The 12,124-nt window shown below is 33.6% G+C and carries 13 protein-coding genes and 1 tRNA gene; 7 read left to right on the forward strand and 7 right to left on the reverse strand.

The window, feature by feature from the left end; all coding sequences use genetic code 11:
- Positions 1-22: 22 nt before the first annotated feature.
- Positions 23-910: an AraC family transcriptional regulator gene (locus ATO12_RS00110; protein ID WP_034237517.1), complete on the forward strand. Its 888-nt coding sequence runs from the start codon at positions 23-25 to the stop codon at positions 908-910.
- On the opposite strand, the gene ATO12_RS00115 is transcribed toward ATO12_RS00110, so the two are convergent.
- Positions 907-1,479: a hypothetical protein gene (locus ATO12_RS00115; protein WP_034237518.1), complete on the reverse strand. Its 573-nt coding sequence runs from the start codon at positions 1,477-1,479 to the stop codon at positions 907-909. The genes ATO12_RS00110 and ATO12_RS00115 overlap by 4 nt on opposite strands.
- Positions 1,480-1,539: 60 nt before the next feature.
- Positions 1,540-1,613 (reverse strand) — tRNA-Met (locus tag ATO12_RS00120).
- A gap of 198 nt (positions 1,614-1,811) precedes the next feature.
- Between ATO12_RS00120 and ATO12_RS00125 the strand changes: the two genes are divergently transcribed.
- Together ATO12_RS00125 and ATO12_RS00130 are read left to right on the forward strand one after the other, a co-directional pair.
- Entirely contained in the window at positions 1,812-2,204 is a 393-nt protein-coding gene (locus ATO12_RS00125; RefSeq protein WP_034237519.1) for an START-like domain-containing protein, read from the forward strand.
- 63 nt (positions 2,205-2,267) lie between these two features.
- On the forward strand, positions 2,268-3,116 hold the full coding sequence (locus ATO12_RS00130; RefSeq protein WP_034237520.1) for an aminotransferase class IV: 849 nt from the start codon (positions 2,268-2,270) through the stop codon (positions 3,114-3,116).
- Here the strand turns inward: ATO12_RS00130 and ATO12_RS00135 are convergent.
- From ATO12_RS00135 to ATO12_RS00155, 5 genes are all read right to left on the reverse strand, one after another.
- Entirely contained in the window at positions 3,113-3,673 is a 561-nt protein-coding gene (locus tag ATO12_RS00135) for a YqgE/AlgH family protein (RefSeq protein WP_034237522.1), read from the reverse strand. The two genes, ATO12_RS00130 and ATO12_RS00135, sit on opposite strands and share 4 nt — an antisense overlap.
- Positions 3,674-3,806: 133 nt before the next feature.
- Positions 3,807-4,079 carry an HU family DNA-binding protein gene (locus ATO12_RS00140; protein WP_024769076.1) on the reverse strand — a complete coding sequence of 91 codons (273 nt, stop codon included), beginning with the start codon at positions 4,077-4,079 and terminating at the stop codon, positions 3,807-3,809.
- A 187-nt stretch (positions 4,080-4,266) separates the two neighbouring features.
- Positions 4,267-5,214 (reverse strand): methionyl-tRNA formyltransferase, encoded by a 948-nt coding sequence (gene fmt, locus ATO12_RS00145; protein ID WP_034237523.1) that lies wholly within the window; start codon positions 5,212-5,214, stop codon positions 4,267-4,269.
- Positions 5,214-7,121 (reverse strand): RecQ family ATP-dependent DNA helicase, encoded by a 1,908-nt coding sequence (locus tag ATO12_RS00150; RefSeq protein ID WP_034237524.1) that lies wholly within the window; start codon positions 7,119-7,121, stop codon positions 5,214-5,216. Before ATO12_RS00150 ends, fmt begins: the two co-directional genes overlap by 1 nt.
- 1 nt (position 7,122) lies before the next feature.
- Complete coding sequence (locus ATO12_RS00155) at positions 7,123-7,680, reverse strand: AAA family ATPase (RefSeq protein WP_034237525.1); 558 nt, start codon at positions 7,678-7,680, stop codon at positions 7,123-7,125.
- 333 nt (positions 7,681-8,013) lie between these two features.
- Here ATO12_RS00155 and ATO12_RS26565 point away from each other — a divergent pair, with 333 nt between their 5' ends.
- The 4 genes from ATO12_RS26565 (at position 8,014) to ATO12_RS00175 (ending at position 12,117) form a co-directional block, all read left to right on the forward strand.
- Positions 8,014-8,493 carry a PepSY-associated TM helix domain-containing protein gene (locus ATO12_RS26565; RefSeq protein WP_034237526.1) on the forward strand — a complete coding sequence of 160 codons (480 nt, stop codon included), beginning with the start codon at positions 8,014-8,016 and terminating at the stop codon, positions 8,491-8,493.
- Positions 8,486-9,259: a PepSY-associated TM helix domain-containing protein gene (locus ATO12_RS26570; RefSeq protein WP_034237527.1), complete on the forward strand. Its 774-nt coding sequence runs from the start codon at positions 8,486-8,488 to the stop codon at positions 9,257-9,259. The genes ATO12_RS26565 and ATO12_RS26570 overlap by 8 nt, the downstream gene beginning before the upstream one ends.
- A gap of 119 nt (positions 9,260-9,378) precedes the next feature.
- Positions 9,379-9,840 carry a (2Fe-2S)-binding protein gene (locus ATO12_RS00170; RefSeq protein WP_034237528.1) on the forward strand — a complete coding sequence of 154 codons (462 nt, stop codon included), beginning with the start codon at positions 9,379-9,381 and terminating at the stop codon, positions 9,838-9,840.
- 111 nt (positions 9,841-9,951) lie between these two features.
- Positions 9,952-12,117 (forward strand): xanthine dehydrogenase family protein molybdopterin-binding subunit, encoded by a 2,166-nt coding sequence (locus ATO12_RS00175; protein WP_034237530.1) that lies wholly within the window; start codon positions 9,952-9,954, stop codon positions 12,115-12,117.
- Positions 12,118-12,124 lie beyond the last annotated feature (7 nt).

The following is a 12,124-nucleotide window of genomic DNA, read 5'->3' on the forward strand; positions in this document are numbered from 1 at the left end:
ATAAAGCAATGAACCCGGATATATGAGGCCTGTTAAAGCAATAGAAAAGGTGCCAAATTATCATTTATATGGTAATAAGATAGAAGGCGAAATCGCCTCGTTTTTTAATATGAGACGCTTAGAAGAATTATCAGACGGTGTTACTACTGTAGTGCATCATCCTCATCGACACTTTAATCTCTTTCAAATCATATGGGTAACCCATGGTCGTGGAAACATTATGATAGACGAAAAAATGTATGAAATGAAGAAGGGTACACTGTTTTATATTCACCCGGGCGTAGTTCATGCATGCGAAAATTCTAACGACTTTAAAGGGTTTGTATTACATTTTTCTCCAGATGTTTTGTTATCACAAATGGGAACCAATACCAGTTTTGAAATTATAAATACTGCCATACATAATACATTTTTAGCAGTACGAACTAATGAAGAAGAAAAAGCAATTAGCAGTAGTATTACAGAGCTATGGAAAGAATTTACCAATGATTATGTAGAGAAAGATCAGATTATTAAAAATCATCTTAATGTTTTGATGATCCATATACAGCGACAGATGCATAATGATCAGGATTTTGGAGTTAGCACATCTGGGAATATGATTGTAAAATCTTTTAGAGCATTAATCGAACAAGAGTATAAAAAAGAAAGAAGTGTTAGTTACTATGCTTCGTTATTACATATCACACCAACTTATCTAAACGATACAGTAAAGAAATCAACAGGAAAAACAGCAGGAGAATTGATTAGAGAACGTGTTATTTTAGAAGCTAAACGACTTCTAATTTTTAGCAAACAAAGTATATCTGAGATTGCTTTTGAGTTGCACTTTGAAGATTCTGCTTATTTCTGGAAATTTTTTAAGAAATATGTATCTATTTCTCCAAAATCATTTAGAGAACAACATTAATTAACCATCATTACTGTAACCTGAAAAATTTCACCGATAACTCCGAACAAGGCTAGTATTAAACCAAATGCTCCCAAAGCTCTGCCATGAGCATATCGATCTAAGTAATTTAAAATACGGGCGATAGTTTTTAAAATAATTAATAGAATTGTTATCACTATAAAAGAACCAAACATTAAAATACCCATACTCGAAAATACAATACCAAGCCACCCAACAAACCAAGCGAAATAGTCAAAGTAATCAAAAAAATAATCTTTAGGACGTTCATATAGAATAGGCACATATTTCTGGCAAACCCAAAAACAACCTAATAATGCTAATGTGATAGAAAGGTGCATCAAAACAGCAAGAGGTAGTGATGTGCCATCTTTGGGACTACGCTTTTTAATGATGTTGAATAATCGATCAATTAAAATATCAATTCCTTTTTCAATTCGATCTGCTTTAGATGGTAGACGTACTTCAATGAATGCCAAGGCAAACCCGATCAGCTCCAAAGGAAGGCTTATGATCTGAACAATATCTGCATTATAGTCGGTAAATATCCCCACAACATAAAAATACATTTTCTGAACTAAATAAAAAAAGCTGACCTATATAAGTCAGCTTTCTTTTATTAATTCTAGTAGCGAGAACGAGATTTGAACTCGTGACCTCCGGGTTATGAATCCGACGCTCTAACCAACTGAGCTACCTCGCCATTTTCCTTATTTCTACGTAATCAAACCATTAAAAAAGATCTGATATATTAGAATACTTTTTATAGTATTGCTAAGGAGGGTGCAAATATAAAAACAAAATAGAATCACGCAAACAATAATGCATAATTAATTTTTTTTTCAATGTACTTTTAAAGTCGGTAATTAATCTATATATTGGCTTACCAACAATTAATGATATGTCTGAAAAAACTAAATATGAACTTGAATTTGTGGTACAGTCATCACCGCAACTATTATATCAATATATATCTACACCTTCGGGACTCTCAGAGTGGTTCGCAGATAATGTAAACTCAAGAGGAGAGTTATTTACATTTATCTGGGATGATTCTGAAGAAGATGCAAAACTTTTAAGTAAAAAAAGTGGTGAACGGGTAAAGTTTAGATGGGTAGAAGATGAAGATGATGGAAATGATTACTTCTTTGAAATGCGTATTCAGGTTGATGAAATAACCAAGGATGTTTCTCTTATGGTTACGGATTACTCTGAAGATGATGAAATGGATGAAAACAAAATGTTATGGGATAATATGATTGGAAACCTAAAACACGTATTAGGTTCGGCATAACTCTTCTTTTTTATAATACAAATCTTTATACCCCATAAACATTAAAATTTATGGGAATTTTTTATGGTTAATATCAACGGAAATTTACTAGAAGATCATAAAGCAGTATTGGCTATTGATAATAGAGGATATGCATACGGAGATGCTTTATTCGAAACAATTAGAGTTAATGCAGGAACTATTTTATTTTGGGAAGATCATTATTTTCGGTTAATGGCTTCGATGCGTATTCTTAGAATGCAAATCCCTATGTCGTTTACCCCAGAATTTTTGGAAAAGGAAATCATAGATCTTATCACAGCAAATGAGTTAATGAACGCCTCGGTAAGAGTAAAATTAATGGTAAATAGGGGAGCTGGCGGGCTATATACGCCCGCTTCTAGTGATATAGAATACAACATATTGGCTTCTCAATTAACATCTAATTTTTATACGATTTCTGATCAGAAATATGAAGTTACGCTGTTTAAAGATCATTACGTAAGTACAGATATGCTATCTACGATAAAATCAACAAATAAACTGGTTAATGTTCTTGGCGGAATTTTTGCAAAAGAAAATGGTTTTGATAATTGTTTACTGATCAATTCTGATAAAATGATTATTGAAGCTTTAAATGGAAACTTGTTTCTTGTAAAAGGTAATACGATAAAAACACCTCCAATAACAGATGGGTGCCTAAAAGGTATATTGAGAACTCAATTATTAAGAATTCTTGAAAAATTACCAGAATATCAATTAGAAGAAGCTTCTATTTCCCCTTTTGAGTTACAAAAGGCAGATGAATTATTTGTTACAAATGTAATTACAGGAATTTTACCAATTACCAAGTTTAGAAAGAAGGAATATACTTCTAAGACGAGTAAGAGATTATTAGGAATATTAAATACTAGGATAAGGTTAGGAAATTAATTGTAAGTAGGATTCTCCGGAGCATTAGACCAAAGAACATATTCTCCTCCTAGTTCTATCATTTTTTCTTTCCAGAAAGTATCACAGGATTTTCCGAAAATATTCTTTTTGTAATTATTTTCGACAATTACCCATGAGTTGGCTTCAAGTTCCTGGTTAAGTTGCTTAGAATCCCAGCCAGAATACCCTAAGAAAAATCTGATTTCATTTGGAGTGATTTTATCTTCAACAATAAGCCTCGAAACAATAGAAAAATCTCCTCCCCAATAAATACCACCAGATATTTCTACACTGTTAGGAATTAAATCAGGGACTTTGTGTATAAAATACAGGTTGTCTTGTTCAACTGGTCCGCCATTATAGATCTTAAATTCCATTTCAATTTCAGGAACCAGATCAGCAAGAAAGTACTCAAGTGGTTTGTTCATTATAAAACCAATAGACCCTTGCTCACTATGATCCGCCAAAAGAACAACCGAACGATTAAAAGACACATCTCCTATAATAGATGGCTCAGCAATTAATAAATGTCCTTTTGATGGTTGTAGTGATATCATACTAACAATTTTACTTATCTTAAATCTAAATAATTATTTCTAATAATCAAAGTAGTTAGGTGTTTTTTGCCAAAAAATCATAAAAAAAACTCCCAATTTTGGGAGCTTTTAGATAATATCGAAAACGAACTGATTAGTTTACCGAACTTGATAAATCAGCACCAGCCTTAAACTTAACAACGTTTTTAGCAGCGATTTTAATAGTCTTACCAGTTTGTGGATTTCTACCTTCTCTAGCAGCTCTTCTAGAAACTGACCAAGATCCAAATCCTACTAAAGAAACACGTCCTCCTTTTTTAAGAGTACCTTCAACGTTTCCTAAGAAAGATTCTAAGGCTTTTTTAGCCGCTGCTTTAGTAATTCCAGCGTCAGCTGCCATTGCATCGATTAATTCTGTTTTGTTCATAATTCTGTTTTTAAATTAATTGTTGGTTAAACCAATCTTTTATGTTAAACGCTTTACAAATTTATACGGATTTATGATTCATGCAAGGATTGGCCCAGTAAATACAGGGATTTGTTGATAACTCAATGCGATTGTTAATAACCGATGTTGTTTTAGATACATTTTTAAACCCTATACTACACAGGGGCTAGCACATTTTTGCATCTCTATAAAATACATAACCATTCAACAGTGCTTGTGACTCCATCGCTTTTTTACCCGGAAGTTGAAGTTTTTTCAATACGATATACCCGTTTTTTACGGCTACCTTGATCGTAGAATCTTCAATAATAATTTTACCTATGTCATATGTATGTGCTTCTTCGATAGGCCGAGCATCATATATTTTTATATTTTCAGACGCTCCTTTATTATATAACTCACACCAGGCAGTAGGATAAGGGCTTAGTCCTCTAATAAGGTTATGAATAGTATGTAAATCGTCTTCCCAATTAATTTTGGTGTTCTCACGATTTAACTTATATGCTGTTTTAAAAGTACTGTCTTTGGGTTGAGGGATTACTGTTACCGAATCATTTTCTATCGCTTTTATAGTATCTAATACCAAATCAGCACCTTTTTTCATTAGTGTATCATGTAGTATTCCTGCGGTATCATCATTTTTTATTTCAACTTCTTTCTGAAAAATAAGGTGACCCGTATCTATTTTTTCGTCGATAAAGAAAGTCGTGATTCCGGTCTTTTGCTCTCCATTAATAACAGCCCAATTAATTGGTGCTGCACCTCTATAATCCGGAAGCAGAGATGCATGTAAATTAAAAGTACCATACTCTGGCATATCCCAAACGACTTTTGGAAGCATTCTAAAAGCAACAACTATATTAAGATTAGCTTCCAAAGCTCTTAATTCTTCAATAAAATCTTCATCTTTTAGATTTGTTGGCTGAAGAACTTTTAGGTTTTTGGATAGTGCATATTCCTTAACCGCAGATGCTTTCAGTTTTCTACCTCTTCCCGCTGGTCTGTCGGGAGCAGTAATAACACCAACGACATGATATTTGTTTTCTATGATGGCTTTTAGGGTTTCAACGGCAAAATCCGGTGTCCCCATAAACAGGATTCGTAAGTCTCTCATTATTTTTGTGCTAATTGATAGTGATTATCGTGATTGATCCTTATAATTTGATGTTCGTTCATTTCCCGTAATACTCGTAAGGCTAATTTTTCGGGATATGCTAACTGTGCCAGTAAATCTCTTGAAGATAAGTTTTTTCTTTCTAAAAGCCTTATAATATCGTCTTGTATTTCATTAAGATCTATTGGTGTAGCATTATTTTTTTTGGTAATACAAAAACTACATATACCACAATCGGTAGTTTCTTTTTCTCCAAAGTAGTGAAGTAGCTGCCTGCTTTTGCATTTCGTATTATTTTCTGTAAATCTTAATATTGCTTCTACCTTCTTTATTTTTGAAGTATTTTGTTTTATTAAATGATGTTTAATACTATTAATGGTATGATCATCTTCACGTGGCAATAAGAAGATGATTTCTGCATCAGAAATTTTATATATAAATTCTAGTAATTCAGCTTCGTGTAGTTTATGTAATACAGTAATAACTTCTATTTCGGGTCTTCCTACTTTAGAAGCAATCAAAGGCAGGTTAATCGTTACTTTTTCGTCAAAAATACCGCCATATGTTCTTAAGATAGCCTTGGTAATTAGTTGGTATTCTTTATTATTTTCTAGAAATTCTAAAAGGTGATTTCCGGTTGTTAGAATATGAACACTGCTTTTTTTGGTATATCGTTGCATAAATCTAATGACACCACAGCGATCCAAAAATTGTAATGTATTATAGGTAATGAGTGTATTTAACTCATATGTTTTACAAAATGTATTGAATTCAAAATTATGAATAGTCTGTTCACCTTCACCGTATGATATCTGAAAATAGTTACATAGCTTTCTATAGACTAGTTTTACTTCGTCTATACCAGGTAATACTTTGATAAATTGATTATGTAGTCTCTGATTATCATTCGTATTTTTTAGAAGATAAGCAAAAGATGGTTTACCATCTCGACCAGCTCTACCTGCTTCCTGAAAATAGCTTTCTATACTTTCTGGAATCGTATAATGAATTACTGTACGCACATTGGGCTTGTCGATTCCCATGCCAAAAGCATTGGTAGCAACCATCACTCTAATTTCTTCTTTTAACCACTGGTTAAATCGCTTGGTTTTTTCTTGTGCATCTACACCGCCATGATAGTAGGTTGCCAAATAGCCACTTTCATTAAGAAAATCACTCAACTCTACTGCAGATTTTCTATTTCGAACATAAACGATCGAAGTTCCCGGGTATTGATCTAAAATCTGAGTTAGTTTATACTTTTTATCGATTACATTTTCTACTCTATACCCCAGGTTAGATCTAAAAAATGATTGTTTAAATATTTTAGGTTGAAAAAGATCCAGTTCTGCCACAATATCATCTACCACTTCTTTGGTGGCAGAAGCAGTTAATGCAATAACAGGAACAGCAGGATGTATTTTTCTAAGTACTTCTATTTTTTTATAAGAAGGTCTAAAATCATTTCCCCATTGCGAAATACAGTGCGCTTCATCCACAGCAATAAGATTAATATTCATTTGTTTTAACCGTTCTTGCACAATGTCTTGTTGAAGACGTTCTGGAGAAAGATAAAGGAACTTATAATTACCATAAATACAATTATCCAGTAAAGTATCTAATTCTGAATATTTAATACCACTAGGCAATGCAATTGCTTTTATGTTTTTTTGCTGAAGGTGCAGTACCTGATCTTGCATTAATGCAATTAACGGAGAAATAACAATACAAATACCTTCTTTTATTAGAGCAGGTACCTGAAAACAAATTGATTTTCCCCCGCCAGTGGGAAGCAATGCAAAAGTGTCTTCTCCTTCAAGTACCGAAGCTATAATCTCTTCCTGCAATGGCTTAAAGCTATTGTGTTTCCAATATTGCTGTAATATTTTGAGAGGAGATTTTAGCAAATTATTTTATGTTTTTTAGAATAAAGTCATAACGTTCCTTCACAGTTCCAAAAGGTACTTCGATACAGTCATAGCCTAATTGACTATAAGTTTCAAGCAGATGATGATGAATTTCTTTTGCTTGTTCAAAGCTTTCATAACGCTCATTGTCTGATACGTAGATATCTTCCCATGGTGGCAGTAAAAAAACCTGATCATACATATGATTCTTACAAGCATTTATAAAATTGTCGTCGTATGACTGGTCAAAATAGTTCATATATGCCAGGACATCCGGTATACCTCTATCATAAAATGTAAGATCTTCTTTTTGTGATATAGCATCTTTAAATTGATCAACCCTTCCATTAAGGATTTGTGTATTAAATTGATAAGGGTCAGAAACAGAAATTATTGGGTTAGAAACAATAGTCTTAGAGTCATTACTTTTTAATGCCTCTTGAGTCATACTTCGTATAATCTCATGAAAACAGAAAAAATTTGCTTCTTCAAGTTTATGGATAACTGAGGTCTTGCCTGTTCCCGGTGCTCCGGTAATTACAATTCTTTTCTTTGTCAAAGGAATAATTTTGATGCAAATTTCGGAATTATAAAAGGATTTTGAAAAGAAGTTGTTTAAAGTTTTCTATGCTAACAAACCAAAACAGTTTGATGTATAGTAAGATAATTACAGAAATTAAATATAAATATATATTCTTTGTATGAAGGTAAAACGGATCATAATACGCTCTGAATAACATCTACGTCTCGATGAAATACAAATATTCAGATTTTAAACAGATATCGAGATAGACGGTCAATTTGAAGCAGTAATTGAGTTATTCAGCAAAAAGATTTTATACAAAGAATATGATTGCCTTACTTTAATGTTAGTCATAGCATAATATACAAAGTGAAAAAAAAGTTATTTTTATTGCACGGATGGATTGGGACTCAACTAGGCCTACTCTTTTTTGTCATATGTTTTTCTGGAACAATCTCAACCGTTAGTCATGAGTTAGATTGGTTAATTCAATCAGATTATAGAGCCACACCACAATCGACTTATGTTTCGAGAAATGTCATTTCAAATAATTTTGCAAAGACTTATCCAAAGGCCAAAATCACCTATTGGATACGTCATGATGAACCTTACCTATGTGACTTGTTGTATAAAGAAGAAGATAAGAAACTTTCATTTGTATTTGCAAACCCTTATACTGGAGAAATTCAAGGAGAAACAAGTCTTACGGCTCAACTCTATCTAAGAGATTTGCATTATTACCTCTTCATACCTTTTCAAGTTGGGAATTACATCGTTTTATTTTTTGGATTTCTTATCCTCATAGTGGAAGAAATTTTTTGTACTCGATGTAAAAAATGGAATGAATAAGCTGAGTAGAAGTTTACATAGGTTAGTTGGCTTATGGACTATTCCTTTTATTTTTCTTATTGTGATTATTAATAGCTGGTATTTTGCAGAACGTGCAAATATTGCTGGCATTAAACCAATGGTAAACCCTAAGCATATAAAATTAGATATACTCAATTATCAAAATGAAAAGAAGAGTTTGTTCCCTTTTGATATAGATTATGATAAAGCAGTTAAGATTGCAGAAAAAGCTATTCCTCACTTAAAAGTAAAAAACATTTTTCCTGCTATTGATTCTACAGAAACGATATATGTAATGGGATATAGTAATGTCCCATTAGTTAGACAAAGGGCTAACCGCGTATACATTAATCCATATAACTATAAAATAGAACATATTCAAAGTGCAGCAAAGAGTAGTACTATTATGTGGATTAATGATATCGTAGATCCTTTGCACTTTGGGTATTGGGGTGGGATAACAACCAAAGTACTTTGGTTCATTTTTGGGTTAATTATTTCAATCTTGATACTTTCTGGTGTTTATATCTCTTTAAAGAGAAAACCTCGATTAAAACAAAAAAGTAGAATTGAGAAAATATTTCTAAACGGTATTAACACATTAGTTATCTGTTGCTTGTTTTATTTTATGCTAAAACGATTGCAGACAAGATATGAAGCTACTGTTTTAGCTCATTGTGTGGTTTTTGTTTTCTGGATGCTACTATTTGCTTTATTATATTATGTATTGGTTTTTAACATAAGAAAAACCAGGAATCATAATTAATTGGTAATGATCTGTTAAAGTTGAATCACCATAATGAATTTTTAGTAACTTCAATAGCAATTGATATGCATTTGCTTTATTTAGACTAGTTAAATACAAATCTTTAAAAATTAAAACTCATGCCTGTTTATAATTTAAAAATTAATGGTCAATCTCATAGTGTCGAGGCTGATCAGGATACTCCTCTTTTATGGATATTAAGAGATCATCTTAATATGGTTGGTACCAAATTTGGCTGTGGTATAGGTCAATGCGGTGCATGTACCATACATGTAGATGGTTCTGCTAACAGAAGCTGTTTACTTCAGGTTTCTATGGTAGAAAACATGGAAATTACTACGATAGAAGGCTTATCTGAAGATGCCTCACATCCTGTTCAACAGGCATGGAAAGAAGTAGATGTACCACAATGCGGATATTGCCAGGCAGGGCAAATGATGTCTGCCGCCGCTTTCTTACAGCAAAATGCAAACCCAAATAAATCTGAAATCAGAGATGCAATGAGTGGTAATATATGTAGATGCGCTTCGTACAACAGAATAGAAGAAGCCGTAGAAGTTGCTGCCAGTAAAATGAGCTAACCCTTTTAAATTTTGAACGTATGAAATGAGCTATAACAATTTGATGAATATCAACCGAGATGTTCAATGGCGAATTCCATATGACAACCAAAAACAATAAAAAAAGAACAGATGAAAGATAATGTATCACCTTCATTTAGTAGAAGATCATTTATAAAAACATCGGCATTGGCTGGTGGCGGAATGTTAATTGGGTTTAATTTATTTCAGGCATGTAAACCTGAAGCAAAACCACCCGTCGATATACCTATCGATATTTCTCAATTAAACTTTAATGATTTTAATGCCTTTATCAAAATAGCCGATAATGGTATGGTAACGATCTTCTCTCCAAACCCAGAAATAGGCCAGGGGGTTAAAACGTCTATGCCTATGCTTATTGCAGAAGAACTTGATGTGTCATGGGATAATGTACATGTTGCGCAAGGGGCATTAGATACCAAAAATTTTACACGGCAAGTGGCCGGGGGAAGCCAATCGTTAAGACAAGGGTGGGAACCTCTACGCCAAACGGGAGCTACAGCAAGACAGATGCTAATTAATGCAGCAGCAGCCAAATGGGGAGTAGATGCTTCAGAATGTAAAACAGAAAACGGAGTAATTATCAATGCCAATGGTGATAAACTTGGGTACGGAGACGTAGTTAAAGAAGCAGCAGCTCTTGAAGTACCAGAAAATATAACATTAAAAAACCCTAAGGATTTTAAAATTATAGGAAAAAATATTTCTAATGTAGATGTAGATAAAATTATTACCGGACAATCTCTTTACGGAATGGATTATAAAGAAGAGGGAATGGTATATGCATCGGTATTAAGGCCTCCTGCTTTTGGCAAAAAACTGGTTGATTTTGATGATGCTGAGACTAGAGCTATTTCGGGAGTACATGACGTGGTTAAGTTTGGTGATAAAATTGCAGTCTTAGCAAAAGATACCTGGACAGCCATGAAGGGAAAAAAAGCATTGAATGCTAATTGGACTTCGGACTCAAAATTAGAAAATACAGAAGATCATGATAAAATATTAATGAATCTTCTTAATGGAAAGGAATTTAATACGCTGCGTGCCGATGGAAATGTGAAAAAAGCATTTGCTCAGGCAGATCAGGTGATCGAAAGAACTTATGAATCACCATTTTTACCCCATAATTGTATGGAGCCCATGAATTTCTTTGCAGATGTTACACCAGAAAAAATTCGTTTGGTTGGCCCTATACAAACACCAGCAGGTACAGCACGTAGAGTGGCTAATTTACTAGAGCGTGATCCAGAAGATGTTTCTGTAGAAATGACCAGAATGGGAGGTGGTTTTGGAAGACGACTTTATGGTGATTTTGCTTTGGAAGCAGCAGAAATATCAAAAATCGCCCAGAAACCGGTTAAAGTAGTATATTCTAGAGAAGATGACATGTCTGCGGGGATATATCGTCCGGCAATAAAATATAAAATTAGTGCATCTATCAAAGATGGTAAAATTAGTGGATATCACCTTAAAGAAGCTTCTGTAAATTCGAATATGTACGGCTTAATTCCTAATTTTTTTCCGGCCGGAGCTATTGAAAATTACCAGGTAGATGTTGCTAATTATAATAGTAAAATTACAACAGGAGCCTGGAGAGCCCCGTATACTAATTTCTTGTCTTTTGCAGAGCAAAGCTTCTTTGATGAGCTTGCAGAAATCCTGGAAATTGATCGTATTCAACTTCGTTTAGACTTATTACAGAAAGTAAAAGGAACTACAGACGAGAGAATTCAATATTCTCCAGAACGATTAGAGAAAGTCATAAAAGTAGCTGTAGATAAATCTGGATGGGGAAAAACAAAAGAAGGAACATATCAGGGATTTAGTGCATATTATTGTCATAATACCCATGTGGCAGAGGTGGCAGATGTAGTATTAGAGAATGACATCCCTGTAGTTAAAAAAGTTACTTGTGTAGTAGATTGCGGAATCGTAGTCAACCCACTTGGAGCCAAAAACCAGATTGAAGGTGGAGTTATTGATGGTGTAGGTCATGCGATGTATGGCGATTTTTCATTTAAAGATGGAGTACCGCAAGACAAGAATTTTAATACCTATCGTTTAATTCGTATTAATGAAACTCCTGTGGTCGAAACACATTTTATAGAAAGTGATATAGCCCCAACAGGGCTAGGAGAGCCTACATTACCCCCTGCAGGAGCTGCTGTAGCAAATGCAATTAAGGCGGCAAAAGGGATACGATTGTATAAGCAACCTTTTATTAAAAATATGAACTCTAAAGCACCACTGGGATAGTACGCTT

Source organism: Aquimarina atlantica (assembly GCF_000626715.1).
Lineage (GTDB): Bacteria > Bacteroidota > Bacteroidia > Flavobacteriales > Flavobacteriaceae > Aquimarina > Aquimarina atlantica.

Excerpts from the sequence above, each read along its gene's own strand:
- ATO12_RS00170 (WP_034237528.1), top strand. The coding sequence starts at position 9,379 with ATGCCTGTTTATAATTTAAAAATTAATGGTCAATCTCATAGTGTCGAG.
- ATO12_RS00110 (WP_034237517.1), top strand. The coding sequence starts at position 23 with ATGAGGCCTGTTAAAGCAATAGAAAAGGTGCCAAATTATCATTTATAT.
- ATO12_RS00130 (WP_034237520.1), top strand. The coding sequence starts at position 2,268 with ATGGTTAATATCAACGGAAATTTACTAGAAGATCATAAAGCAGTATTG.
- ATO12_RS26570 (WP_034237527.1), top strand. The coding sequence starts at position 8,486 with ATGAATAAGCTGAGTAGAAGTTTACATAGGTTAGTTGGCTTATGGACT.
- ATO12_RS00125 (WP_034237519.1), top strand. The coding sequence starts at position 1,812 with ATGTCTGAAAAAACTAAATATGAACTTGAATTTGTGGTACAGTCATCA.
- fmt (WP_034237523.1), bottom strand. The coding sequence starts at position 5,214 with ATGAGAGACTTACGAATCCTGTTTATGGGGACACCGGATTTTGCCGTT.
- ATO12_RS00135 (WP_034237522.1), bottom strand. The coding sequence starts at position 3,673 with ATGATATCACTACAACCATCAAAAGGACATTTATTAATTGCTGAGCCA.
- ATO12_RS00140 (WP_024769076.1), bottom strand. The coding sequence starts at position 4,079 with ATGAACAAAACAGAATTAATCGATGCAATGGCAGCTGACGCTGGAATT.
- ATO12_RS00115 (WP_034237518.1), bottom strand. The coding sequence starts at position 1,479 with ATGTATTTTTATGTTGTGGGGATATTTACCGACTATAATGCAGATATT.
- ATO12_RS00175 (WP_034237530.1), top strand. The coding sequence starts at position 9,952 with ATGAAAGATAATGTATCACCTTCATTTAGTAGAAGATCATTTATAAAA.